Source organism: Arthrobacter methylotrophus, assembly GCF_039539965.1.
Classification (GTDB): domain Bacteria; phylum Actinomycetota; class Actinomycetes; order Actinomycetales; family Micrococcaceae; genus Arthrobacter; species Arthrobacter methylotrophus.
In genome coordinates, this window is sequence record NZ_BAABED010000001.1 from 421830 (window position 1) to 445111 (window position 23282).

General features: G+C 61.2%; 25 protein-coding genes and 4 pseudogenes. 25 read left to right on the forward strand and 4 right to left on the reverse strand.

What is annotated here, in order from left to right:
* Window positions 1-339 precede the first annotated feature (339 nt).
* From paaA to ABD884_RS02160, 6 genes are all read left to right on the forward strand, one after another.
* Window positions 340-1344 carry a 1,2-phenylacetyl-CoA epoxidase subunit PaaA gene (paaA, locus tag ABD884_RS02135; RefSeq protein ID WP_028265292.1) on the forward strand — a complete coding sequence of 335 codons (1005 nt, stop codon included), beginning with the start codon at window positions 340-342 and terminating at the stop codon, window positions 1342-1344.
* On the forward strand, window positions 1341-1646 hold the full coding sequence (gene paaB / locus ABD884_RS02140; RefSeq protein WP_028265291.1) for a 1,2-phenylacetyl-CoA epoxidase subunit PaaB: 306 nt from the start codon (window positions 1341-1343) through the stop codon (window positions 1644-1646). Before paaA ends, paaB begins: the two co-directional genes overlap by 4 nt.
* Window positions 1647-1720: 74 nt before the next feature.
* Window positions 1721-2617, forward strand: a complete 897-nt coding sequence (paaC, locus tag ABD884_RS02145; RefSeq protein ID WP_345054399.1) for a 1,2-phenylacetyl-CoA epoxidase subunit PaaC — start codon at window positions 1721-1723, stop codon at window positions 2615-2617.
* 11 nt (window positions 2618-2628) lie between these two features.
* Complete coding sequence (gene paaD, locus ABD884_RS02150; protein ID WP_345035233.1) at window positions 2629-3171, forward strand: 1,2-phenylacetyl-CoA epoxidase subunit PaaD; 543 nt, start codon at window positions 2629-2631, stop codon at window positions 3169-3171.
* Window positions 3172-3181: 10 nt separating this feature from the next.
* A complete protein-coding gene (gene paaE, locus ABD884_RS02155) occupies window positions 3182-4417 on the forward strand; it encodes a 1,2-phenylacetyl-CoA epoxidase subunit PaaE (RefSeq protein ID WP_345035239.1) in 1236 nt (411 codons plus the stop codon).
* Window positions 4418-4428: 11 nt separating this feature from the next.
* Complete coding sequence (locus ABD884_RS02160; protein ID WP_345035242.1) at window positions 4429-5208, forward strand: enoyl-CoA hydratase/isomerase family protein; 780 nt, start codon at window positions 4429-4431, stop codon at window positions 5206-5208.
* Between the two features lie 81 nt (window positions 5209-5289).
* On the opposite strand, the pseudogene gcvH reads toward ABD884_RS02160, so the two are convergent.
* Window positions 5290-5598, reverse strand: a pseudogene (gene gcvH / locus ABD884_RS02165) (glycine cleavage system protein GcvH); the annotation flags it as partial.
* A gap of 159 nt (window positions 5599-5757) precedes the next feature.
* Window positions 5758-6022: pseudogene (locus ABD884_RS02170) on the reverse strand (glycine cleavage T C-terminal barrel domain-containing protein); the annotation flags it as partial.
* Between the two features lie 866 nt (window positions 6023-6888).
* Between ABD884_RS02170 and ABD884_RS02175 the strand changes: the two are divergent.
* The 3 genes and pseudogenes from ABD884_RS02175 to ABD884_RS02185 all read left to right on the forward strand — a co-directional run bounded on the left by ABD884_RS02175 (window position 6889) and on the right by ABD884_RS02185 (window position 10102).
* Complete coding sequence (locus ABD884_RS02175) at window positions 6889-8265, forward strand: ABC transporter substrate-binding protein (protein ID WP_345035250.1); 1377 nt, start codon at window positions 6889-6891, stop codon at window positions 8263-8265.
* Window positions 8266-8282: 17 nt separating this feature from the next.
* A pseudogene (locus tag ABD884_RS02180) lies at window positions 8283-9226 on the forward strand (ABC transporter permease).
* Window positions 9227-9229: 3 nt separating this feature from the next.
* Entirely contained in the window at window positions 9230-10102 is an 873-nt protein-coding gene (locus ABD884_RS02185) for an ABC transporter permease (RefSeq protein WP_345035259.1), read from the forward strand.
* 31 nt (window positions 10103-10133) lie between these two features.
* On the opposite strand, the gene ABD884_RS02190 is transcribed toward ABD884_RS02185, so the two are convergent.
* Window positions 10134-10262, reverse strand: a complete 129-nt coding sequence (locus ABD884_RS02190; protein WP_345055324.1) for a hypothetical protein — start codon at window positions 10260-10262, stop codon at window positions 10134-10136.
* On the opposite strand from ABD884_RS02190, the gene ABD884_RS02195 reads away from it, so the two are divergent.
* From ABD884_RS02195 to ABD884_RS02215, 6 genes and pseudogenes are all read left to right on the forward strand, one after another.
* Window positions 10216-11103 carry an ABC transporter ATP-binding protein gene (locus tag ABD884_RS02195; protein ID WP_345054404.1) on the forward strand — a complete coding sequence of 296 codons (888 nt, stop codon included), beginning with the start codon at window positions 10216-10218 and terminating at the stop codon, window positions 11101-11103. The genes ABD884_RS02190 and ABD884_RS02195 overlap by 47 nt on opposite strands.
* Before the next feature lie 22 nt (window positions 11104-11125).
* Window positions 11126-11592: pseudogene (locus tag ABD884_RS26130) on the forward strand (ATP-binding cassette domain-containing protein); the annotation flags it as partial.
* Entirely contained in the window at window positions 11593-11934 is a 342-nt protein-coding gene (locus ABD884_RS26135) for an ABC transporter ATP-binding protein (protein WP_425548310.1), read from the forward strand. It begins immediately after the preceding pseudogene.
* 101 nt (window positions 11935-12035) lie between these two features.
* Window positions 12036-12467, forward strand: a complete 432-nt coding sequence (locus ABD884_RS02205) for a VOC family protein (protein ID WP_345035264.1) — start codon at window positions 12036-12038, stop codon at window positions 12465-12467.
* A complete protein-coding gene (locus tag ABD884_RS02210; RefSeq protein ID WP_345035266.1) occupies window positions 12406-13419 on the forward strand; it encodes a 2-oxo-4-hydroxy-4-carboxy-5-ureidoimidazoline decarboxylase in 1014 nt (337 codons plus the stop codon). The genes ABD884_RS02205 and ABD884_RS02210 overlap by 62 nt, the downstream gene beginning before the upstream one ends.
* 146 nt (window positions 13420-13565) lie before the next feature.
* A complete protein-coding gene (locus tag ABD884_RS02215; RefSeq protein ID WP_345035269.1) occupies window positions 13566-13688 on the forward strand; it encodes a hypothetical protein in 123 nt (40 codons plus the stop codon).
* A gap of 6 nt (window positions 13689-13694) precedes the next feature.
* On the opposite strand, the gene ABD884_RS02220 is transcribed toward ABD884_RS02215, so the two are convergent.
* Complete coding sequence (locus ABD884_RS02220) at window positions 13695-14729, reverse strand: sugar-binding transcriptional regulator (protein WP_345035272.1); 1035 nt, start codon at window positions 14727-14729, stop codon at window positions 13695-13697.
* 332 nt (window positions 14730-15061) lie between these two features.
* On the opposite strand from ABD884_RS02220, the gene ABD884_RS02225 reads away from it, so the two are divergent.
* The 10 genes from ABD884_RS02225 to ABD884_RS02270 all read left to right on the forward strand — a co-directional run bounded on the left by ABD884_RS02225 (window position 15062) and on the right by ABD884_RS02270 (window position 23107).
* Entirely contained in the window at window positions 15062-16024 is a 963-nt protein-coding gene (locus tag ABD884_RS02225) for an L-ribulose-5-phosphate 3-epimerase (RefSeq protein ID WP_345035279.1), read from the forward strand.
* Between the two features lie 71 nt (window positions 16025-16095).
* Entirely contained in the window at window positions 16096-17031 is a 936-nt protein-coding gene (locus ABD884_RS02230; RefSeq protein WP_345035282.1) for a phosphotriesterase family protein, read from the forward strand.
* Window positions 17031-17696: an orotidine 5'-phosphate decarboxylase / HUMPS family protein gene (locus ABD884_RS02235; RefSeq protein ID WP_345054411.1), complete on the forward strand. Its 666-nt coding sequence runs from the start codon at window positions 17031-17033 to the stop codon at window positions 17694-17696. Before ABD884_RS02230 ends, ABD884_RS02235 begins: the two co-directional genes overlap by 1 nt.
* Entirely contained in the window at window positions 17693-18652 is a 960-nt protein-coding gene (locus ABD884_RS02240; protein WP_345035285.1) for a sugar kinase, read from the forward strand. Before ABD884_RS02235 ends, ABD884_RS02240 begins: the two co-directional genes overlap by 4 nt.
* A 42-nt stretch (window positions 18653-18694) precedes the next feature.
* Window positions 18695-19639: a transketolase gene (locus ABD884_RS02245; protein ID WP_345035288.1), complete on the forward strand. Its 945-nt coding sequence runs from the start codon at window positions 18695-18697 to the stop codon at window positions 19637-19639.
* Entirely contained in the window at window positions 19636-20631 is a 996-nt protein-coding gene (locus ABD884_RS02250; RefSeq protein ID WP_345035293.1) for a transketolase family protein, read from the forward strand. Before ABD884_RS02245 ends, ABD884_RS02250 begins: the two co-directional genes overlap by 4 nt.
* Before the next feature lie 9 nt (window positions 20632-20640).
* Window positions 20641-21303: an L-ribulose-5-phosphate 4-epimerase gene (locus ABD884_RS02255; RefSeq protein WP_345035297.1), complete on the forward strand. Its 663-nt coding sequence runs from the start codon at window positions 20641-20643 to the stop codon at window positions 21301-21303.
* Window positions 21300-22181 carry an L-ribulose-5-phosphate 3-epimerase gene (locus tag ABD884_RS02260; RefSeq protein ID WP_345035307.1) on the forward strand — a complete coding sequence of 294 codons (882 nt, stop codon included), beginning with the start codon at window positions 21300-21302 and terminating at the stop codon, window positions 22179-22181. Before ABD884_RS02255 ends, ABD884_RS02260 begins: the two co-directional genes overlap by 4 nt.
* A gap of 221 nt (window positions 22182-22402) precedes the next feature.
* Window positions 22403-22633, forward strand: a complete 231-nt coding sequence (locus ABD884_RS02265; RefSeq protein ID WP_345035311.1) for a hypothetical protein — start codon at window positions 22403-22405, stop codon at window positions 22631-22633.
* A gap of 99 nt (window positions 22634-22732) precedes the next feature.
* Window positions 22733-23107 (forward strand): hypothetical protein, encoded by a 375-nt coding sequence (locus tag ABD884_RS02270; protein ID WP_345035314.1) that lies wholly within the window; start codon window positions 22733-22735, stop codon window positions 23105-23107.
* Window positions 23108-23282: the final 175 nt, after the last annotated feature.

Genomic DNA, 23282 nt, shown 5'->3' on the forward strand with positions numbered 1-23282 from the left:
TTTGCCGCGATAGGTGAGCGAGCGTCGCCATTGCGGGGCGGCCGTTCGGTAGTGCCCGACGGCGGGACGGCCGGTTGCGCTGTCGTCCCCCCGGACGCGGGCCGCCACCGGACGCGCGCCGCCCACGACGCTCGCTCACCTATGGGGTGTTTCCCACGGACGCTCGCTCACTTGAGGTGAGCGAGCGTCTCGTCTTTTGTCCCCATAGGTGAGCGAGCGTCCCGTATTTTGCCCCGATAGGTGAGCGAGCGTCGCGTCGCGCGGACGCCTGAACGCTTGACGCATCTCGGGCCTTGCCCATATCCTGAACGAACGGTCGGTAAATATTTAGGAGCAACCATGGCATCGCAGAATCTGCAGTCTGTGCCCGCTGAGCTGTCCCCGGAAGAGCAAGAGCGGGAGACTGCCGGTAAGGCGTACTTTGACCGCGTCATCTCCGAGGACTCGCGCATCGAACCCCGCGACTGGATGCCGGAGGCCTACCGCAAGACACTCCTGCGCCAGATCTCGCAGCACGCGCACTCGGAAATCATCGGCATGCAGCCGGAAGCCAACTGGATCACCAGGGCTCCGAGCCTCAAGCGCAAGGCTATCCTCATGGCTAAGGTACAGGACGAGGCAGGCCACGGCCTGTACCTGTACTCGGCAGCTGAGACCCTCGGCCAGCCGCGTGACCAGATGATGCAGGACCTCATGGACGGCAAAGCCAAGTACTCCTCGATCTTCAACTACCCGGCCCGGACCTGGGCGGACATGGGCGCCATCGGCTGGATGGTGGACGGAGCCGCGATCGCAAACCAGGTACCGCTGTGCCGTGCCTCCTTTGGCCCCTACGGCCGTGCCATGGTTCGCGTGTGCAAGGAAGAGTCCTTCCACCAGCGCCAGGGTTTCGAGATCCTGCTGGAACTGTCCAACGGCACGCCTGAGCAGAAGCAGATGGCACAGGAAGCCGTGAACCGTTGGTACGCCCCGGCGCTGATGATGTTCGGGCCGCCGGATGATGATTCGCCCAACTCCAAGCAGTCGATGGCCTGGAACATCAAGCGGTTCAGCAACGACGAGCTCCGCAACCGCTTCGTCGGAATGATGATGGAGCAGGTCAAGGTCCTGGGGCTGACGCTGCCGGACAAGGACATTCGCTTCAACGAGGAAACGAAGAAGTGGGAGCACGGCCCGCTGGACTGGGACGAGTTCCACGAAGTGCTTGCCGGCCGTGGCCCGTGCAACGCCCAGCGCCTGGAACGGCGCCGCGAAGCACATCAGAACGGCGCCTGGGTGCGCGAAGCCGCCGCCGCCTACGCGGAAAAGCAGGCAACGAAGCAAGCAGAAAAGGTATCCGCATGACCACCCCCGAACCCCACGCAGGCAACGTCTGGCCCATCTGGGAAGTTTTCGTCCGTTCCAGCCGCGGATTGTCGCACGTCCACGCAGGCTCGTTGCACGCTCCTGACGCTGCGATGGCGTTGCGTAATGCCCGCGACCTCTACACCCGCCGCAACGAGGGCGTGTCCATCTGGGTTGTCCCGGCGGACGCGATCGCCTCGAGCGATCCGGACTCGAAGGGCTCGTTCTTTGAGTCCCCCCAGGGCAAGGATTACCGCCACGCGACGTACTACACCAAGAGTGAGGGTGTGAAGCACCTGTGAGCAGCCCCGAAACAGCCGCCCCCATCGACGCCGCCCCCACGGACGCGGCCCCCACTGAAACCCCGGCAAACGACGTGAACGACGGCGGCCACGGGGACATCTCCGTCGGCGTGTCCGGTGCTGGTGCCAGCGGCGACGGTGCCGCCAGTGCCACCCGCATTACCCCGGGCAACGCGTTGCGCCCGGAGGACATTGCCCTCTCGGTCAGCCATGGCACGGCCAAGCCGAGCGAGGACGTTGCCGAGTTCGCCCTGCGTTTGGGCGATGACGCCCTGATCCTCGCGCAGCGGCTCGGCCACTGGATTTCCCGCGCGCCGGAGCTTGAAGAGGACATCGCGTTGGGCAACATCGCGCTGGACCAGTTGGGCCACGCGCGGTCCTTCCTCAGCTACGCCGGCGGTCTTGACGGCAGGAGCGAGGATGATCTGGCCTACTTCCGCCGCGAGCCTGATTTCCGTTCGGTCCAGATCTTCGAGCAGCCCAACGGCGACTTCGCGCACACGATCGCCCGGCAGTTCGTGGTGAGCTTTTACCAGTTCGAGCTGTACCGGCGGCTGGCCCAGTCCACGGATGCCACGATGGCAGGGATTGCGGCGAAGGCCGTCAAGGAAGTGGACTACCACCGCGATCACAGCACCCAGTGGGTCTTGCGCCTTGCCCTCGGCACGGACGAGTCCCGCAGGCGGATGATCCACGCGTTCAAGACCATCTGGCCGTACGTGGACGAGCTCTTCCGCGACGACGAGCTCACGGGTCGCCTCAGCGCGTCCGGTGCCGGCGTGCAACCTTCCAGCTTGCGGGCGGACTTTGACCGCCTGACCGGCGAGGTCCTGGCCGAAGCGGACCTTCAGGTCCCGCAGGTGCAGCCGGCCCCCGGTGGCGGCCGCCAGGGCAAGCATTCCGAGCACTTGGGCTACATCCTGGCCGAGATGCAAGTGCTGGCCCGCGAACATCCCGGGGCAAGCTGGTGACGGTGGTGGACATGTTCATTCAAGACACAACAGCCAAGAGTAATGCGACAACGGCTGAGGAGAAGGCCTGGGCCATTGCGGCCACGGTCTGCGATCCGGAGATTCCCGTTCTCACCATTGAGGATCTGGGGATCCTCCGCAACGTGGCACTGTTCGACGACGGCGGGTTGGTCCCCGCTGTCCAGGTCACCATCACGCCGACGTACTCGGGCTGCCCTGCGATGGATGCCATCCGCGACGACCTCAAGACCGTCTTCCACAAAGAGGGCTACCCGAGTGTCTATGTGGAACTGGTCTTGTCTCCGGCCTGGACCACGGATTGGATGACCGAGCACGGAAAGGCCAAGCTGCAGGAGTACGGTATCGCGCCCCCCAGCGGCCACTCAAAGGCCGGCGGCCACGCGGGCAAAGTCCGCCTGAGCCTCGCCGTGAAATGCCCCCAGTGTTCTTCGCTGAACACCAAGGAACTCACCCGCTTTGGTTCCACGTCCTGCAAGGCGCTCTTTGTCTGCCAGGACTGCAAGGAACCGTTCGACTACTTCAAAGTCCTGTAAGGAATCTGACATGCCCGTTGTCCGCCAGACTGCCGCCGAACAAGCGCAGGCCACCGGCCGCCGTCGTGCGTCCTTCCGTTCCCTCAGCGTTTCGGAAGTCCGCCGCCTGACTGAAGACGCCATTGAGGTCACGTTCGATGTTCCGGCGGAGCTCGCCGGCCAGTATGACTACCTTCCCGGCCAGTACGTGGCGCTGCGGACCACGCTTCCGGATGAGGGCGGGGAGCCGCACGAGGTCCGCCGCAGCTACTCCATCTGTGCCGAGCCGCGCAGCTTCGCGGACGGCAGCAGCGAGATCCGCGTTGCCATCAAGAAGGATTTGGGCGGTATCTTCTCCACGTGGGCCAACGCGGAGCTCAAGGTCGGCGACACTCTGGACGTCATGAGCCCCATGGGCGCGTTCATTTCCAAGCACGGCAAGGACGGCAAGACCGTCCAGCAGAACGTCATGAACTCCATGAACAATCCGCAGGACATGGCAGGGGAGCTCGGCGACGCCGGCTCCTTCGTGGCCATCGCCGCCGGTTCGGGCATCACCCCGGTGATCGCGATCGCCCGCACGCTGCTGGCCGCCAACCCGGAGACGCGCTTCGACCTGATCTACGCCAACAAGGCCGCCATGGACGTGATGTTCCTGGAGGAATTGGCGGACCTGAAGGATAAGTATCCGGCGCGCTTGGCGTTGCACCATGTGTTGTCTCGCGAGCAGCGCATTGCGCCGCTCATGACGGGACGGATCGACGCCGAGAAGCTGCAGCAGCTGCTGGGGACCGCGATCCATGCGCAGGACGTGGACGAATGGTTCCTCTGCGGGCCGTTCGAGTTGGTCCAGCTGTGCCGGGACACCCTGGCTGCCCGCGGCGTGGATCCTGAGCACGTGCGTTTCGAGCTGTTCACCACCGGCCGCCCGGACCGCCCCGAGGGCAATGCCGGCCGGCCCGTCGTGGTGGACGAGTCGCAGGAGACGTTCAAGATCACCTTCAAGCTCGACGGTCTCCAGGGTGAGGTGGCCAGCCCCACGCACGCCCGGGAATCGATTCTCAACGCTGCTTTGCGTGTCCGCCCGGATGTGCCGTTCGCGTGCGCCGGTGGCGTGTGTGGCACGTGCCGCGCGAAACTCGTCAGCGGGACGGTCAGCATGGACGAGAACTACGCCTTGGAGCAGGATGAGTTGGACAAGGGCTACGTTCTTACTTGCCAGTCCCACCCCACGAGTGAATCCGTCACGGTCGATTTCGACGTCTAAGGAATAAACGAATGATCGAGCTCTCCATCGCCAACGGCATTGCCGAAGTTGTCCTCAACGCCCCGGAGAAACTGAATTCGCTGGACGAGGCCGCGCTGGCGGACCTGGGTAAGGCGTACGACGACGCCGCTGCCGCCGCCTCTCGCGGCATGGTGCGGGCGCTGCTCTTGCGCGGAGAGGGCCGCGCCTTTTGCGCGGGACGCGACATTGCGGGCGTGACGCCGGAGAGCGACGACGCGAAGGCTTACCTCAGCGGGCTGGTGGAGCCGCTGTTGAAGAAGATGGCTGCCTTCCCGGCTCCGACGTTCGCGGCGGCGCATGGTGCGTGCCTTGGCGTCGGGCTGGGGCTGTTGCTTGCCACGGACGTGGTGTACGTGGCGGAGAACGCCAGGTTCGGTTCGCCGTTCGCCAAGCTGGGGGCAACCTTGGATTCGGGCGGGCACTGGTACTTCACGGAGCGCTTGGGCATGCACCGGACGCTGGACCTCATTTACACGGCCGACCTGATCAGCGGCGCCGAGGCCGTGGCGCAGGGAATGTTCAGCCGGGTCATGCCTGATGATGCCTTGTTGGAGGCTACGCGGATCATCGTGGACCGGGTAGCGGCGGGTGCCACGAGCGCGTTCAATGCCAGCAAGGGGCTCGTAGCGGACATCCGTGACCGGCGCCTTGGCTTGTGGGACGCGATGACTGAAGAGAACAACGAACAGGCACGGCTCTGCAAGACCGAGGATTACGCCGAGGGGTTCCGGGCGTTCCAGGAGAAGCGGGCGCCGGTCTTCAAGGGCTAGGGACCAGCCGCCGAGGTGCCGCCAGCCGTCAGTTCATGCATTCTTGCCTGCATTTGAGGACCGCAAACCTCAGGTTCCTTGGAGCGAACCCGCACCGTACGGATCGTTGTTGATCAGGGCAGGATCGTCGACAACGGCGGAGTTCACTTCCGTGATCTCGCCCGTCACCGGGGAGTACAGGTCCGAAACGGACTTCGTGGACTCAACCTCGCCGCAGGTCTCACCAGAGGTCACAGCCGAGCCGACCTCGGGCAAGTCAACGTAGACGATGTCGCCGAGGGCATCGGTGGCCACGGCGGAGATACCGACAGACGCAATGTTCGAGCCGGCGTCGCGGGCAGCCCACTCGTGCTCATCGGAGTATTGCAGTTCAGCAACTACATTGCGCATTTCCAATTCCTAACTTTTCGTCTGTCTGAAAACTGTTGTTTCGTACATCGTGGCCCGGCTGAGTAGCGGGGACCCGAAGGACTCCGCGCGCTCGGCGCCAGGACGTCCACTGAGCGAACGTGCGGCCTGCTGGCCCCTTGCGCGCACCGGGCCGATGGGTTATTTCTGGCGCTTGTAGAACGGCCGTGCTTCAACCTCGAACGGTTCGGCTTTCCAGCGCAGTTCGACGTCAACAATTGCGCTTGGTTCGGCGTGCTCGACGTCCACATACGCCAGGGCAACCGGGTAGCCGATTGTCGGGCTCGGCTGGCCTGATGTGACTTCGCCGATCAGCGTCCCGTTCTTGAGCACGGAAATAGTGGGCTCGGGCGGCGCGGCGCCCCAGTCGTTTGAGGCCCACGAGGTTTTGGCCGAGGGGTGCGCCGGCAAGCCTTCCCTTACCGGGAAGCATGCCATCGGAGTCCTCAAGCGTGGCTGGCTAGGTGACGAAAACGGCACAACGCAGCTGGTTACACGAACTTCAGGACTCGTTAGAGGCCACCTCGGCGAGGATGGAACGCCATATGCCACCGGGCGGTGCGCTTACTTGTCGAAGATGCCGGCACCGGAGCTCCACGAAGCGGCTTCGCCTGCACAAAAACGGCCATTTGTGCCGATCATGAGTGAAGCTATCGGTTCAGCGGAGGGCCAGTTGACTCTCCTCCGCCGCTGGAGGGGGCTTCCTCATTCGGACGAATGTGCACAATTTTCGAAGAACCGGAGTCCTATTTCCCAAAATATTGCTTGATTTAGATACGTTTACGGTCGACGGCACGCACATCTGTTCAGAGTTCAGCGCAGATGTCATCGTTGGCATCCTATCGTTGGACAATGCAGCGCTGGCAAGGGTTTTCGACGAGCTGCCGACAAAGGAGTCAACAACCTGGCTGCCGAGTGAGTTTGCACGATGACCCAGCTCGGACGAAGGTTCACAGAATGAGGAGAAACATGAGTCCCAGATCTGCAGGAGATTTCCCTATGAGAATCCATCGCTCTAGCCCCGCGTTCGCACGCATATTCTTGGGCGTCACGCTATCCGCAAGTCTGGGTCTCATGGTCTCAGGTTGCACAACACAGGGCGTCGTAGGGGATCAAGGCGTCTCCTCTTCACCGGCAGCCCCACCGAAGGCGAAGGGCTCTCTCGAGAAGGTCGTATGGGATCTGCCGGCGGGAGAACCCACATCATTGGATTGGGGTCGTGCGTTCGACTATTCATCGCATGCAGTATTGTCCAACTTGTGCGAGGGACTGGTGCGGCAGAATCCGGACAACTCGATCAAACCCCTCCTGGCGGAGTCGGTGGACCATCCGAACAGCCTGACATATGTATTCAATATTCGAAAAGGTGTGCACTTTTGGGACGGCAAGGAACTGACCGCGAAAGATGTCTCCTACAGTCTTGGACGTGAATTAGACCCTAAATCCGGAGCTTTTTGGGGCGTCTATTTTGTTAATGTCAAAGACATCCGCGAAACGGGTCTGTCACAAGTCACGATCGACATGAAGAGCCCTGACGAAGTCTTTCCCAGCCTGCTGGCCACGTATGGCGGAACCATCGGCGAGGCATCGTATGTCGAGTCCCATGGAACCAGTTATGGGACTGCGTCGGGGGGTGTGATGTGCACGGGGCCCTACAAACTGCAGAGCTGGCAGCCCGGGCAACAGATAGCGATGGTTCGAAACGATGACTATTGGGACTCGGCGGTTAAGCCGAAAGTGGGTGAGGTCGACTTTAAATTCCTGACGGACCCCTCTACGCTGGCAAACGCGCTGCAGAGCAACCAGATCGACGGAGCATACGAGGTTCCGGTCGGAGCTGTCACTCAACTTCAGTCCTCCACCACTGGCAAGCTTTACACTGGTCCTAGTACACAGTGGACGGGCATGCTTTACACGGGCAGCCCTGGGGCCTTTGCCAACAGCAGCGTCAGGGAAGCCTTGTGGCTGTCGATTGACAAGTCCGCACTGGCGAAATCCGTCTATCAGGGAACGGCGACACCCATTAGGTCCGCGAATTTTCCAGCAGTCTGGGGGTTTGGCACAAAGATCTTCCAAGCTGGATACGACGGGCGACCGTCGCCGGATGTCAACCTCGCCGAAGCTCAAAAGCTTGTTCAACAGGCTGGCGCAACCAACGGAACTGTCACGCTTGCGGCCCAGTCCGATGACGCCACCGCCGTGCAGACAGCCGAAATTGTCCAGTCTGCAGGTAAGCAAATAGGGCTGGATGTCCAGCTGAAGCTGATGGCAGGACCGCAGATTTCAGCGCTTCAAGTCGATCCGGCCGCGCGTAAGGGAATAGACATTTTCCTTTCTGCTCGGTTTATCGATATCGCGGATCCGATGCAGCTGCTTAATGAATTTTTGCCGGACGGTCAATACAACTACGCAAACTACAACAGTCCCGAGTTTGCTCAAAATGTTAATGACGCATATGCGACCGGGGACAGCGATCAGCGCGCGGCGTCTGAAGCGAAGGCAACAACTCTTCTCGACAATTCATGGTCAATCCTTCCACTCCTTAATACATCCGAACGCCTCTACCTGAATTCTCGCGTCGCGGGGGCTCCTTCATCGTTCGGATATCTCTACTATCCCTGGGCCCAAGATCTCGGCTCCTCGAAGTAGAAACGGCGAATCACAGGATGCTGAAAATTGCAGCCCAGCGGATCGTGGGGATGATTGGTTCGTCCCTGGTAGCCAGTTTTGCGGTTTTCGGGGCCGTATACCTGGCTCCCGGTGATCCGATCACATTCCTTACCGGCGGGCACCCGGTCGCTCCTGAAACGCTGGCGTCCATACGCGATCAGTATCACTTGAACGATCCTTTTCTGGTCAGATACTGGGATTGGCTGGTTGGAATCATGCATGGGAATCTGGGAATTTCAATCTCATCCCAGGAGAACGTTTCAACGCTGCTGGCAAGTCGGATTCCGAATTCCCTGTTTTTGATTGGATATGCATCCATCCTGATCCTGGTTTTCGGAATCTGTAGTGGTGTCGTGGCCGGTATCTCCAGACGCTCGGTTGACAACCTGATCACATATGCAGGCACGATTGGATTGGCGATCCCGGGGTTTGTTGCCGCAATAGTATTGATCATGATATTCGCGGTTCAGCTACATTGGTTCCCTGTGTTTGGCGCGGGCACCGGAATAGGCGACCAACTTTGGCACATGACTCTTCCCGCGACGGCGCTTGCGCTCTCGTCGAGCGCCTATCTTTCACGGGTTACCCGTGTGGCAACCCGGGAGCAGCTCGGGCTTGAGCACGTCGAAACCGCGCGGTCCCGGGCCTCAGCCCATGGAACGTTGTCAGCCGCCATGTTGTGCGGAATGCACTCATTCCCATAACCACGGCCGCTGGACTGGTCGTCGCCGGGTTGATAGCAGTTAGTGCCGTAATTGAGAAAGTGTTCGGCATTGACGGGGTTGGCGGGCTGCTGGTTTCATCCGCGGAGAATAAGGACTTTCCGGTCGTTCAGGCGGCCACGCTCTTGTTGGTCGCCTTCTTCCTCCTCGTGAACATGATCGTTGACATCCTCTACACCCTGGTGGACCCACGGCTTCGACTGACAAAGGTGGTCTGAGACATGACTTTGCTTACATCACCCCAGACGGTCGGTTCGCCAGATCCTCGTTGGCACGCGAAACTCCTGCCCAAGAGTCCACTTGCCGTGGTACTGAGCGCGATAGTGATCGTGATTGTTGGCGTGGCGATTTTCGGCCCGGCCATAGCTCCGCAGGATCCTGTTGCCATTGACTTAGGGTCTGCACACCAAGGGCCGTCATTAGCTCACTGGCTGGGGACGGACGGGAACGGCAGGGACCTTTTGTCCCGCCTGATTGTCGGCTCGCGGACGAGCATCCTGGCTCCCCTGCTGGTCATCTTGATTGCGTCTTTGTTTGGGTGCACGGTTGGGATAGTTGCCGCGTGGTACGGGGGCGCCGTCGATGCCGTCATCTCCCGCTTCCTTGACGCAGTGTTCGCTATCCCGGGATTGTTGCTTGCGATCTTGGCGGCGGCAGTTTTTGGAAATGGCCTACTTGCCCCGATCACTGCCCTTGCGGTTGCTTACATGCCATACTTCGCTCGCCTGATCCGAGGTGCAGGCATCCGGGAAGTCAGTATGCCTTACATAGCGGCCTTCAAAATATCAGGCATGTCCAGCTGGAGGATCTGCGTGAAGCATTTACTTCCCAACTTAAGTGGCTACGTAATATCCCAGGCGACCGTGTCATTCGGTTACGCCATGGTGGACCTGGCTATGGTTTCATTTCTCGGACTAGGAGTGCAGCCCCCCTCGCCTGATTGGGGATTGATGGTCAGTAGCGGGGAGGCCTCAATGCTCCGCGGTTATCCCGACGAGGCAATATTTTCCGGATTGCTCATCATTATCACTGTGGTAGTTTTCAACGTTCTCGGTGAAAAGGTAGACGAGATGACGAAAGCCAAAAGATCATGACGGACCTAATTCGCCTAGAGCATTTAGGCATTCACTTGAAGAGCCGCCAGGGGTCGAAGACTCTTGTGCATGATGTCACATTCTCGATTAAAGCAGGGGAATCCTTGGGGCTCGTGGGGGAGTCCGGTTCCGGGAAGTCTCTCACCGCGCGCGCAATCATGGGCCTGCACCCGGCATCGGCGCAATTGACGGGGATATGCCAATTCAGAAATAAAGACATTTCCAGCATGTCGAGCCGCGAACTGCGTGAGTATCGTACTCGTGGCGTTGCGATGATCTTTCAAGATCCTCACGCACATATCAACCCCGTGCGAAAGATCGGTGATTTTCTGACTGAGGCGCTCGTGTCCAATTTGAAGATGCCCAAGGCTGAAGCGGTCTCCAGGGTTAGCCGCACCTTGGAAGAGGTCGGGCTCTCTGACCCCCACAGGAGACTGAACCAGTATCCCCACGAACTGTCGGGGGGCATGCTTCAGCGGGTGATGATAGCCGCCGCTCTGGCCGCCGATCCTGCAGTTCTCGTCGCGGACGAACCAACGACGGCGCTCGATGTCACGACCCAGGCCGAGGTGATGGCGCTTCTGGATAAGTTGCGCCGTGAACGCAATATGGCGATGCTCTTCATTACACATGACCTGGATCTTGCTGCAGCGGTCTGTGACCGGACGGCTGTTATGTATGCGGGAAAAATCGTCGAGATGCAGGCGTCGGACATGCTTCATTGGCATCCGCACCATCCATACACCGCTGCGTTGGCTAAATCCCGGCCTGCAATCGATGCCAGACTTGCCAGACTCTTGGTAATACCGGGTAGTCCCCCCTCCGGAGGTGCCGCGACCGGCGGGTGCCCATTCGCACCACGATGCGCCTACGCCACAACTCTGTGTCAGGAACAGGAACCGGCTCTTCGGCACCTTGGGGGTGGCCTGGGAGCTTGTCACCACTCAGAACGTATCGAGAGCCAGCTTCGTGTTGAAGGTGAGGGGAGTGTCCGTGTCTGATCTCACCGATCTCGTTCTGAAAGTGGACCATCTGACCAAGACGTTCCATGCCAAAACCAAATTGTCCAAGAAGGGAGAAATTACGGCCGTCAACAACGTCAGTTTTACGTTGTCTCGCGGCCAGTCGATTGGAATCGTAGGGGAATCGGGCTCCGGGAAGTCCACGACCGCCCGAATTATTGTCGGGCTTGAGCAACCCACCGCGGGAAGTGTCAGCGTCTGCGGTCGGGAGAGAACCTGGTCCAGCGTTTCCTCGGCAGAACGCCGGCGCCGGGGACGAGAAGTACAGATGGTGTTTCAAGACCCATATTCGTCTCTCGATCCACGCCAGTCTGCCGAAGATGCCGTTGCTGAGATGGTAATGCTCCATTTCGACCTGACTCGTGATGAGTGTCGCACACGTACAAATCAGCTGCTCGAGCAAGTCGGACTGAGCGAGATCCAAGGACGTCTGCTTCCCCGGCCTTGTCCGGTGGGCAAAGACAGCGGGTGGCAATCGCGCGGGCGTTGGCCGCACGACCCAAAGTGTTGGTGCTCGATGAAGCACTCGCGGCACTCGACGTTTCGGTCCAGGCACAGGTCCTCAATCTTCTGAATGACATCCGCGAAAACTCAGATATTGCCTACGTCCTGATCACCCATAATCTTGCGGTTGCGCGGCAGGTTGCCGACGACCTGTTGGTCATGTATCACGGAGAAATCATTGAAAGCGGCCCGACACCCCGCATTCTGGATCATCCTGAGCATCCATACACGCAGCGCCTTCGAGCAGCGGTGCCCGGAACAGGTTGGGACCCGGGCAAGCTGGGACTGGCCCCATCGGAGTCCTGACCTCCAGCACGATGAGAACGAGCGGACCCCGTTTTTCTCTGCTCGGCCTCAAATCCTTTTCAACACCCAATGTAATTCCAATATAACAATGGAGAAATATCATGCCCGAGAAGACGACCACGGTTCGACCGCCCCTGACTGGATTGCACAATGCCCGCATCCCGGTCTCCGATCTGGATCGCAGCCTGGCCTGGTATCAGGATGTGTTCGGCTTTGAAGTTGAGTCGGAATTCATTGAACACGGAGTACGCACCGGATTTAGCATCATGCATCCATCCGGGGCGCGCATCATTTTGCGCACCGATCCGGCAATGGCGGCCGCGACCAAGGGATTCGACCCGGTGGCTCTGGCTGTGAAGGACAGGGCAGCGTTGGCCTTGTGGGCCAAGCATTTGACAAACTTGAACATTGAGCATCCCGAGGTCTATCAGGGCCATTTGGGCTGGGTAATTCCGCACATCAAGGACCCCGATGGAATCGAGATCAGGCTGTACACGGAAGAGCGTCCGGACACCCTTCCCGATTACCGCTGAGACCGCTTCGATGCTGACGGAGGACATGGCGGGGGAGACGGAGCTAACCAGAGAACCATCGTCGCTCAACACGACGGAAGCATCGCTCGCCGCCTCGGAATCCGGCGGAAACTGGCGACTGGTCGAACTTGAACGCCCAGGATGGGTGCTGAGGGTTTCAGCGGCCGGAGCCGCAGGCCTGAACGGGGTCCAAATTGAGGGATATTGCGGGGACGGACCACCGACGCTCTCAGGCGATGGTTGGGCGTGGCCCAGGATTGGTGTGTTCAACGAGTCCGGTACCTGGGCCGCAGGGGAGGACGGGACTGCTCAGGCCAGGTGGGCTACCCACCTTAGGTGGCGGGCACCGACCGGATCAGTTCCGGGTCCCATACCCCCAAGAGTTCTTGGGGTGGCATTTCCCGACCCGCGAAGCGCGGACTGGGAAAAGACCAATCAGATCGAGGCCGGGGAACGGGCCCGTATGTGCCTGAAGTGGCTCAACAATGTCCCCGCCGAAATCGCCGAGAAAGCACTCCTGTCATGTTGCTCCAGCACCAAGTGGGCCCGTACGGTTCTTAGACACGGGCCTTACGACAGTTTGGATTCCGTCCTCAGGGCCGCCTCGGATGCAGCCGGCGGACTCGGCGACGATGATTGGCTTGAAGCGTTCGCAAGTCACGCAAGACTCGGCCGGCAGGAAGGTCTGTCGCGCTGGGATCAGCAGGAACAGCGGGCGATCGCAGCAGGGCTCGATGAAACTCTGACAGCACTGGAGGAAGAAAGCCGAAGGTACGAAAAGACCTTTGGCCGCCTCTTTGTGGTATGCGCAACGGGCCGACCGGCTTCAGCGATCTTGGACGAGTTACGAACCCGCCAGGGCAACGATACCGAGAAAGAGTTGCAAGCCACGGTGGCGGAAGAACGGAAGATTATGGCCCTTCGACTTACCAAATTGCTCGGCAGCCGATAGCCGCTGTCAGTAATCAAAGGAACGAGCATGGGAGATTAGAACAAAGAAGCTCTCCGGACGAGGCAGGAACCTGATTCTAGCGGCCTGGTCCTCGTCCGGAGGTCTTCTCGTCTACAAAACAATGTGTCCGGCCACACCCTGGGCCGATGGGACCACAACTGACGGCCTTCGCTGAGCGAAATGGCGGCTACGCGAGTTTCTTGGCCCCGGCCATCGACGGAAATTGGACCAGCCACCATGCCAATATTGATGCCGGTCAGAATGTTTGATTCGCCTCAGCGATGGCTTTTTCCCGATCTTACCGGGAGATAAGCCAACTCTTGGGCAGCTTCAGAGTCCAAGATCAGGCTGTTGACCAGGTTCCCCCCCAGCGCGGCTGCGATGGCAGCGGCCTTTTCGGCACCCGAGCAAATCGCTATCACATGTGGAATGTGCCGAAGTCGTTCCATCGACAGACCAACCACAAGATCTTTGTGTGGGCTATCGACGACGTGACCATCCGCGTTGATGAATTGGCCCAGGATGTGCCCGACTGCCCCGTGATTCTGCAGAGCCCGGATATGATCCGGAGTCAGAGAGCCATTGAATACCCCGGAGGGGCGGCGGAAACTTGCGCCGATACCCACGACTGCGAGGTCCGCCGCTGCTGCGAGATCCAGGGTTGCCGAAATCGTTGGCTCGGACAGCAGAGCCGCGGCGATCCTAGCGTTCGGCGCAAACAGCGGAGCGTTGAGGACCCGGTAAGAAGAACTATATGCGTTTGCGAAGCGGCGACACAGCTCCGGGCCATCCAGCAATTGGTTATTGCCACCCAGGGAACCCACCATTTGTACGACCGTCAGGTCCATCGGCTTGCATGATTGCGACGATTCGACCATCGCCATATGGGTACGTCCATTCGACAAACCGATGGTCATGCCGGGCCTCAATATACGGGACAGCAATTCAGCGGCTGCGCGCCCGACGTCATTGACTCCCGATTGGGGAGCCGAATTGGCGGTTACTCGAACATGCTGCACGCCGTAGCGAGACTCGATCAGGTGTTCGAGGTGAGTCAGGCGCTCCAGCGGATGGCTGATCTGTATCTGCACGACGCCGGTTCGCCGCGCTTCCTCGAGCATCCGGGAGACGGTTGGGCGGGAGTATCCGATTCGCCGAGCAATCTGCTCCTGGCTCATGCCCTCCTCGTAGTACTGGCGAGCGATTTCCACCAGATGGACGGCGCGTCGCCTCTTCGGATCCTCGTCCCAATCCGTCGGAACGGACTTTGGGCCACCGTCGGCGGTTGGCAACCTACGGTTGCTTTCCATGTCCCGATTCTCCCGTCCTCGGATCAACCAGAGCCAAACGTCCCCGCCGGAGAGTTTCGCAACCAGGTTGAACGTGTGTAGCATCCCTGGCAAATATTGCCCGCCAAAGCCTGCATGATCAAATGTTCAATTGTTAGAGCATTTTGGATCAAATCATCGCTTACGCCAGAAGAAAATACTAGACCCTGCTTGAGCTTGGATGAACATACGTTCACTGGGCAATTGAGTCAGGCAATCAGCTTCACTAAACTCCGAGGAACGGCGGAGCCCGGAATACGGCCAGATCTGGTTCATAAGGCTCGGTGTTCGATCATTAGACAAGGAGCATGGCAGTGGCCCACCCGATCGGCATCCATGAGAAGGCGCTGCCTGGCGGACTGAGCTGGAAAAGTACTTTTGAGCTCGTTCGTGAGTCAGGCTACGACTATTACGAACTTTCGATCGACGCATCGGATCAGTGCATTGCGCGCCTGCAGTGGAGTGCTGCCGAGCGCCGCCGTGTGCTCCAGGCCGCGTCATCGCGGTCAGTGCAGATCATGACGGTCGCCTTAAGTGCCCATCGCAGGTTCCCTTGGGGAAGTTCGGACCCAGAGACTCGATCACGAGCAGATTGGCTTGCAAAGGACGCCATCGAGCTGGCCTATGACCTGGAAGCAAGCTGCGTCCAGATCGCCGGCTACTTCACCCGCTCCGAACCGGCGCACAAAAATGCTCGAAATTACTTTCTGGACGGCCTTGCACGCAGTTTGCCGCTGGCCGAGAAACGAGGCGTCGTTCTCGCGCTGGAGAACGTTGACGACTCCGACATCACGACCGTTGACGAGGGGCTGGAAGTCTTGGGAGCTGTCGAATCGGAGTCGCTCAAACTCTATGTCGACGTTGGAAACCTGGCGGGCAGTGAGCATGACGTCACCGCCCAATTAAAGAGTGCACTTCCGGTGGCGTTTGGAGTTCAATTGAAAGACGCCCGCCCCGGTGAATTTAGGCGGGTTCCCTATGGAGAGGGAACCGTGCCATTTTCAGATGTCTTTCGGGAGATATCGAAACAAAGTCCCGACATGCCACTATCCATTGAAATGTGGAATGACGCGGGGGATTCATCGATGGCTTCGGACGCATATCAGTGGTTATTAAGCCAATGGAGCAAATCCGTCCACGCTGAGTTGGAGCAACCCGAGCGCCGAGAGCCACGATTTGAAGCAGCACAGTTCATTGCCGGTAGAGAGGGGCCCGCTTTTGCTCGGCGCGATCATCTACCTGTTCGCCGTCGAAACCAAGGGCCGCAGTCCCCATGACATCGAAACGGCAAGCATCAAGAAAGTCACCATCACCTACCATCCCCGGACCCAATCAAAGGAGATTAACCATGGCACCCTTCAGCCGTACAGTGCTCGGAGACATCGAGTCAACGGAAATGGGCTATACGATGCCCCACGAGCACATCCTCACCCACCCCCAGGGGCACGGAAGCAAGAACGAAGACGACCATCTCTTGAACGACTACGGCAAGGCCGTGCAGATGCTCACCGAATACAAGGAGATCGGTGGAGGCACGATCATCGAGGCCACCCCGAAGACCTGGGGGCGCAACGCCGCCGGCATGCTGAAGGCAGCACAGGAGACCGGCGTGCACGTCATCGCCTGCACCGGTTACATCTGCCAGGAACACGGCATGGAGCCGAATATCACCGACCGAGGGGTCGACGACATCGCTCAGGAGATGATCAATGACATCGAGGTCGGCATGGACGGCACCGAGGCGCGGGCCGGCTGGATCAAGGTCGGCACCGCCTACATGTATGTGACGCCGGGTGAAGACATGGTCATCCGCGCCGCCGTGCTGGCCGCCAACAAGACCGGCGCCCCGATCAGCACCCATACCACGGGCGGCACTATGGGCATTGAACAGCTCGAGATCGCCGCATCCGAGGGCTTCGATCTCACACGCATGACTGTCGCGCACGTCGACCGCAACCCTGACCTTTGGTACCACCGCAAGATGCTCGAGACCGGCGCTAACCTGATCTACGACGGCCCGGGCAAGGCCAAATATTACCCGGACAGCGTCCGCATCGATCTGCTGCGCCAGCTCGTCGCCGACGGATTTGAGGACCAGGTGATGCTTTGCAACGACATGGGTCGCCGCTCCCACCACACGGTCTACGGATTCGGCCCCGGTTGGCAGTGGATCAAGCAGCGTTTTATCCCGCGCCTGCTTGAGGAGGGCCTCACCGAGGAACAGATTCACAAGTTCATGTACACCAACCCCGCCCGGGCGTTTAGCTTCGCTCCCGCCTCGTGATGGGCCACGTCGCCATCCAGCTCGCGTTGGATACCAAAGACACAGGGACCGCTCTTGCCATGGCCCACGCCTGCCGGAACGTCGTTGACGTGATCGAGGTCGGGACCGTCCTGTGCCTCAACGACGGACTCCGAGCGGTCACGGCATTGCGCGCCGTATTTCCCGACAAGCCGGTGGTAGCGGACATCCGCATAGCCCGCGCCGGCGAGAAGTTCGCCGCGATGGCTTTCGCGGCCGGAGCGGACCGCGTCACCGTGATAGGCGAATCAGGGCCTGCGGTCATCGAGGGAGCCGTTAGGGCGGCAAGATCCGCCGGCGGCGATGTCGAGGTGGAGCTGGGCGCGTCCTGGAGCGAGAACGAAGTACTGCGGTGGGTCGACGCGGGTGTGGGCCACATCATTGCACACCGCTCCAAGCTCGGCCCCCTTCGCGACGACGACGAGATCGCCGCGATCCTGGCCCGGCTCGGGGCGATGGATCTTGGTGCCGCGCACGTCACCCTCGCCGGTGGCATCAAGGCCGGTGAACTCGTGGACTCAGGGGGCCTCGCCTTCGACACCGTTGCGATCGGCTCGGCTATCGTCGGCGCAGCCGACCCGGCCGCGGCGGCTGCCGGGCTCCGCGCGGAACTCGATACACGCGCCCGGGGGGTGAACCTGGCGTGAGCAGGTTCGACGTCACCGCGATCGGCGAGGGCGGCCTGCGCTTCAGCGTGCCATCCGGAGTCCGGCTCGAGCGCACCGCATCCCTGGATGTCAACGTCGCCGGGGCCGAGGCGAACGTCCTCAGCGGCCTCGCCTCCCTCGGTTGGAAAGCCGGCTGGGTGAGTGCACTCCCAGAAACTCCGCTGGCCCGCCGCGTCGAGTGCCAGCTGCGGTCCTACGGCGTCGACCTAGCCGGCGTGCACCATGCCACGGTAGGGCGCCTCGGGACATACTACGTTGAATACGGGCCAGCACCACGACCCACCCAGGTGTACTTCGACCGCGCGGATACCGCGTTCACGCGGATGACCGTCGCGGACGTGGACTGGGACCTCCTGCTCGACACTCGCATTATCCATTTGACCGGCATCACCGCTGCCCTGTCGCCGACGGTGATGGAGATCCTGACCGAGACCCTCGACCGGGCGGAGGCGGCCGGAGTGCCGGTGTCGTTTGACGTGAACTACCGGGCGAACCTCTGGAACCCTCGGGAAGCCACCCGCGCACTGCAGCCCTTCATTGAACGTGCCGAGATTCTCTTCGTGCGCCACGAGGACCTGCAGACCTTGTACGGCTACGACCCGGATCCCGCCAAGGCCTTGGACGCAGCGCTGGCGCTCACCAAGGCACGCTACATCATCATGAGCTGCGGCGAGCTGGGCGTGTTCGCATTCCTTGACGGTCGACGCGTCACCGTGCCTGCACTGCCGGTGGACATCATCGACCGACTCGGTGCCGGCGACGGCCTCGCCGCTGGCTTCTTACACGGCTGGCTGGATGGCCATGTGGAGGTCGCCGTCGAGCAAGGGGCGGCGATGGCAGCCCTCGCCCTTGCGCAGACGGGCGAACAGGTCGTCACGACTCGTGGAGAACTCGACGCGGTCATGCTCGGCTCTGCCTCACGGCTGCGCCGATAACGGCATCAATCGCCCCAACCAACTACGAGCAAGGAACCTTCGATGACAACACACCCCGGCGCAATCGACGTTCGCGGCGACTGGACGGACACGGCGAACGACGTTGCCCGTCGTATTCGAGCCCGCGTCTTGGAGCTGACCATCCTCAAGGACGGCTGCTACCTAAGCCAAGCACTCTCTTCGGCCGACGTCCTGGCCACCCTGTACACGCGCATCCTTCGGCTCGCCCCGCTCGATGGACCACTACCTTCCGAGCCCTTCACCGGCGTTCCGGGCACCCCGAACCGTTCACCTTCCGGTGGCCGCTTCCACGGCGCGCACTTCCCTGACGGGGATCGGTTCCTTATCTCTCCGGCCCACTATGCTGTCGCGATCTATGCGGCGCTTGAGGCGGTGGGCCGCCTCGAGCCGGGTGCATTGGAGAGCTTCAACACCGATGGCAGCACCTTGGAGATGATCGGGGCCGAGCATTCCCCCGGCTTCGAGCTGACCACGGGTTCCTTCGGGCAGGCGCTCAGCCAGTCCGCCGGGATTGCATTCGCCCGCCGCCTGCGGGGGGAGACCGGCCGGACGGCCGTATTTCTCTCCGACGGCGAGCTGGAAGAGGGCCAGACGTGGGAAGGGGTGCAGGCGGCGGCGTTCTATCGCTTGGATTCCCTTATGCTGTTTGTCGATGTGAACGGGCAGCAGGTCGACGGTTTCACCAAGGACGTGATGAACGTCGAGCCCATCGATTTCCGCTTCGCCGCGTTCGGCTGGGATGTCCGCGTGGTGGACGGGCACGACGTGGTGGCGATCGCTGAGGCAGTCGAGGCCAAGGTCGCTGACGGCCGTCCCCTAGTCGTTTTGGCCTACACCGATTCCGCACGCGGAATGCCGTACCTCAACGCAAACAAACCCCACTTGCACTATGTGCGAGCCAAGACCGACGCGGACCGCGAAGCGTTCGAGCAGGCCCTCGCCGAACTGAAAGGCATCCTCGCATGATCGAGACACAAGTCCACTCCCGCAACATCGTTGCATGGGCCGCCGACAAGCCCGAAGTCGTCGTCCTTTCAGGAGATCTGACCGGATCCACCGAGATTGCTGCGTTCAAGGCGGCCTACCCCGACAGGTTCTTCAGTCTCGGCATGGCCGAGCAGAACATGCTCAGCTGGGCCGGCGGCATGGCACGCGAAGGATTCGTCCCCTATCTGCACACCTTTTCAGTGTTCCTCGTCCGCCGCCCCTACGACCAGGTCGCCATGTCCGTCGCGTACCCCAACCTCCCGGTAAAACTGGTCGGGTTCCTGCCCGGCATCATGACCCCCGGCGGTGTCTCGCACCAGGCCATCGAAGACATCTCGCTCATGCGCGGACTGCCGAACATGACCGTACTGGAGGTCGGGGACGCGGCCGATGTCGAGTCCGTGCTCGACGTGGCACACGGGGTGAACGGTCCCGTCTACATCCGGATGCTGAGGGGTGCCCTCCCGCGGCTTTTCGATAGCCCAATGGAACTGGACCGCATTCGCCATCTTGCCGACGGGGAGGAGGTCACCCTCTTCTCCAGCGGCATCTGCACCGAAGAAGCCATCCGGGCCCGGCAGGCCCTCGAGGCCGCCGGGGTCACGGTGACCCACCGTCACGTGAGTACCCACAAGCCGTTCACCGACCCCGCAATCGCGGACGCCATCCGCGCCGCGAAGACACTCGTGGTCACGGTCGAGAACCACAACATCATCGGCGGACTAGGGACCGAGGTCGCCGAGCGCATGGCCGAGATCGGCGCTGGGGTCCCCCTCCTGCGGATCGGGATACCCGATACCTTCGCCCATGGTGCCTCGGCCGCATATCTGATGGACAAGTACGACCTCACCGCACGACGGATTGTGGAACGCATCGCGGCCACCCTCGGCCTGGAGGTCCCGATCCCGAGCGACATCGGGAACACCGACGTGACAATCGACGTCGGCGCCGAGCAACTCGAAGCACTTTAGGGAGAAGCCATGCTCGAAGAACTCAAAGAAGAAGTGTGCCAGGCCAACCTGGACCTTCTCGCCCACGGCCTCGTGGTCGGCACCTCCGGCAATGTCAGCGGCAGAGATGACGAAAGCGGTCTGGTCGTCATCAAGCCCTCCGGGGTCGCGTTCGACGTCCTGCGTCCCGAGCACATGAGCGTTGTCGACCTGCACGGCACTCCCGTCGAGGGCCCATACAGGCCGTCGGTCGACACCGTTTCGCACGTGTATGTCTACCGGGAGAGGGCAGACATCAACGGTGTCGTGCACACCCACTCTCCGTACGCGACCTCCTTTGCCCTTCGGGGAGAACCGATCCCCGTATTCACCACCACACACGCGGCGCTGTTTGGCGGTCCGATCCCGATTTCTGGCTACGCCGTCATCGGAGAAGAGGAGATCGGCCGCGAAATTGTCGCCCATGTGGGCGTCGGCACCGCTGTGCTGATGCGTTCACACGGTGTATTCACCATTGGCGCCGACCCGCAACGAGCCCTGCGCTCCGCTCTCTACACGGAGGAATGCGCCGAAGCCGCCCACCTCGCGATCCTGCGCGGATATGTTGAACCGTTGCCGCCGCAGGTAGTTCAGGCCTCCCGGGACTGGTACCTGACCGGGTACGGGCAGCGGCCGATCGGCGCCGGATCATGATCGAACGGCATGGCGTCCGCAACCGGTGGGGCATCTACGAGAAGGCGCTGCCACCTGGTACTCCGAGCGTGGTCGCCGCCCACGCTGCCCGCGCTGGGTACGACTTCATCGAACTTGCCATTGACGAATCTTTCGAACGGCTCGCCCGGCTCGACTGGACCGCCGATGAACGTGCCGAGGTGCGCCGAGCAGTTAAGGAAGCGGGTGCATCGATTGACACACTCACGCTCAGCGCCCATCGGCGCTACCCCTGGGGAAGCGCGGACCCTGCGGTCCGATCGCGGGCCGCAGCCCTTGCCCGGGACACCATCGATCTCACGGCCGATCTCGGCGCTGGATGCGTCCAAATCGCCGGCTACTTCACGTTCTACGAACCCACCACCCGGCCCGCCCGGGGGTGGTTCCTCGACGGCCTCGCAGCAGCAGCCGACTACGCCGCCGCACGTAACGTGATCCTCGCATTGGAAAACATGGACGGAACCGACGTTCTGAGTGTCGACGACGCACTCTCGGTCATCGCCGAAGTGCCCGCTGTGCGGCTCTACGTCGACGTTGGAAACCTCGCCGGTAACCAGCTACCCGTGCTCGAACAGCTCGCCACAGCACTTCCCTACGCGCACGCGATTCAGCTCAAAGATGCACGTCCCGGCGAATTCCGGCGCGTACCTTTCGGTAAAGGCTCCGTTCCCTTCGTCGACATCCTCACCTTCCTCCAGAACGTCGGCTACACGGGTCCGCTATCCGTGGAGATGTGGAATGACGACGGGAGCCCGACCCTTGCCACGGACGCAGCACACTGGTTCCGCCGTATTATCGATAGCGAAACCCGGCCAGCCGAACCCGATACAGGATGCACGTGCGGTCCTGCGCATCTGTAGTTTCCCGCCGCGGCACGACGACGCAATTAGTCCCTAGGGGCGATGTTCGCCAAGGGCCACCTGACTGCAAGGCCTGGTTCCCCTTGCTCCGCATAGGGGCAAGCACTCTGGATAACGAACGAACCGGGGCGGACCATGCAGGAGGGTACCCACGCCGTCCGCGTCAGGGGCATCCGCGGTATCCGAATACCGTCCGCACTGTGCCATGGGAGTAAGGAATCATGATCAAGCAAGAAGCGCCCGATCATCTCGTCGTAGCCGTTCAGACTCGAAAGGAACTAGACGCGGCCCTTGATAGGGTGGTGGGCCTCTTGAAACCCGCAGCTTTGACCAAAGGGGTTGGCATTTCGATAACGAGGCTCGCCCCTGGCCGCTACGAAGCCTGTCTTAACAGCAGTGTTCCACCAGGTACGACTACGGAGAGCTGGGGCGCCCGTAATGAACCACGGTAGCGGCGGCCCACCCGGTGACTGCTGACTGTCGGATTCCTTGCCATCAGCGCGGGGTCCTTCCTCGCCTCGCACAACCAGGTAACGAACCGCGACACGGGCATGTTCGTCCTCTCCTCGCTGCTGCGCGATTTCGGGTTCGCCCTCGGACCCGTGATCGTCGGCGCGATCGCACTGAGCAGCGCGGGAAGCCAGCTCATTCCGGTCCTGCAGTCCTCAGGACTTCCGGTGGACCAACTCGACCCCGCTCTTGGCATCGCCAAAGCCGGCGGACCGATTGCCCTCAACAGCCTGCCCGAAGGGGTTCGCGGTTCGGCAGCCCACGACTTCGCCATGCAGGCGCTCGGCAGCGGATTCCAACTGGCCTACGTTGTGGTTGCCATGGCAGCCTTGGCAGCCGCACTGATCAGCATCTTTGGCCTGCATGCGGTCCGAGACGCCGAGGATCCTGAGGTTGCGGTCCCCGAAATGGCCTAAAAATTAACACGGTCGAAGCTCTGGTGAGTCCTGCCAGCTGCCGGTTTCACCGACGGAACAGACAACACTCAGCCGGAGAAACTCAAGATCGAGCTTCCCCGGGCGCCCCGCAGCTTCACCGCCGGCGACGAAGCGGTACGCCTGCTCTTTGATCCCTCGGGGCTGGCCGAGGTGG

Excerpts from the sequence above, each read along its gene's own strand:
- ABD884_RS02190 (WP_345055324.1), bottom strand. The coding sequence starts at position 10,262 with ATGATTGCGCGCGCGGTGAGAGACTTCCCGGAACCGGACTCCCCCACG.
- ABD884_RS02255 (WP_345035297.1), top strand. The coding sequence starts at position 20,641 with ATGCTCGAAGAACTCAAAGAAGAAGTGTGCCAGGCCAACCTGGACCTT.
- ABD884_RS02185 (WP_345035259.1), top strand. The coding sequence starts at position 9,230 with ATGACTTTGCTTACATCACCCCAGACGGTCGGTTCGCCAGATCCTCGT.
- ABD884_RS02230 (WP_345035282.1), top strand. The coding sequence starts at position 16,096 with ATGGCACCCTTCAGCCGTACAGTGCTCGGAGACATCGAGTCAACGGAA.
- ABD884_RS02265 (WP_345035311.1), top strand. The coding sequence starts at position 22,403 with ATGATCAAGCAAGAAGCGCCCGATCATCTCGTCGTAGCCGTTCAGACT.
- ABD884_RS02270 (WP_345035314.1), top strand. The coding sequence starts at position 22,733 with ATGTTCGTCCTCTCCTCGCTGCTGCGCGATTTCGGGTTCGCCCTCGGA.
- ABD884_RS02260 (WP_345035307.1), top strand. The coding sequence starts at position 21,300 with ATGATCGAACGGCATGGCGTCCGCAACCGGTGGGGCATCTACGAGAAG.
- ABD884_RS02235 (WP_345054411.1), top strand. The coding sequence starts at position 17,031 with ATGGGCCACGTCGCCATCCAGCTCGCGTTGGATACCAAAGACACAGGG.
- ABD884_RS02220 (WP_345035272.1), bottom strand. The coding sequence starts at position 14,729 with ATGGAAAGCAACCGTAGGTTGCCAACCGCCGACGGTGGCCCAAAGTCC.
- paaB (WP_028265291.1), top strand. The coding sequence starts at position 1,341 with ATGACCACCCCCGAACCCCACGCAGGCAACGTCTGGCCCATCTGGGAA.
- ABD884_RS02215 (WP_345035269.1), top strand. The coding sequence starts at position 13,566 with ATGGGACCACAACTGACGGCCTTCGCTGAGCGAAATGGCGGCTACGCG.
- ABD884_RS02245 (WP_345035288.1), top strand. The coding sequence starts at position 18,695 with ATGACAACACACCCCGGCGCAATCGACGTTCGCGGCGACTGGACGGAC.
- ABD884_RS02160 (WP_345035242.1), top strand. The coding sequence starts at position 4,429 with ATGATCGAGCTCTCCATCGCCAACGGCATTGCCGAAGTTGTCCTCAAC.
- ABD884_RS02205 (WP_345035264.1), top strand. The coding sequence starts at position 12,036 with ATGCCCGAGAAGACGACCACGGTTCGACCGCCCCTGACTGGATTGCAC.
- ABD884_RS02210 (WP_345035266.1), top strand. The coding sequence starts at position 12,406 with ATGGAATCGAGATCAGGCTGTACACGGAAGAGCGTCCGGACACCCTTC.
- ABD884_RS02250 (WP_345035293.1), top strand. The coding sequence starts at position 19,636 with ATGATCGAGACACAAGTCCACTCCCGCAACATCGTTGCATGGGCCGCC.
- paaD (WP_345035233.1), top strand. The coding sequence starts at position 2,629 with ATGTTCATTCAAGACACAACAGCCAAGAGTAATGCGACAACGGCTGAG.
- paaE (WP_345035239.1), top strand. The coding sequence starts at position 3,182 with ATGCCCGTTGTCCGCCAGACTGCCGCCGAACAAGCGCAGGCCACCGGC.
- paaA (WP_028265292.1), top strand. The coding sequence starts at position 340 with ATGGCATCGCAGAATCTGCAGTCTGTGCCCGCTGAGCTGTCCCCGGAA.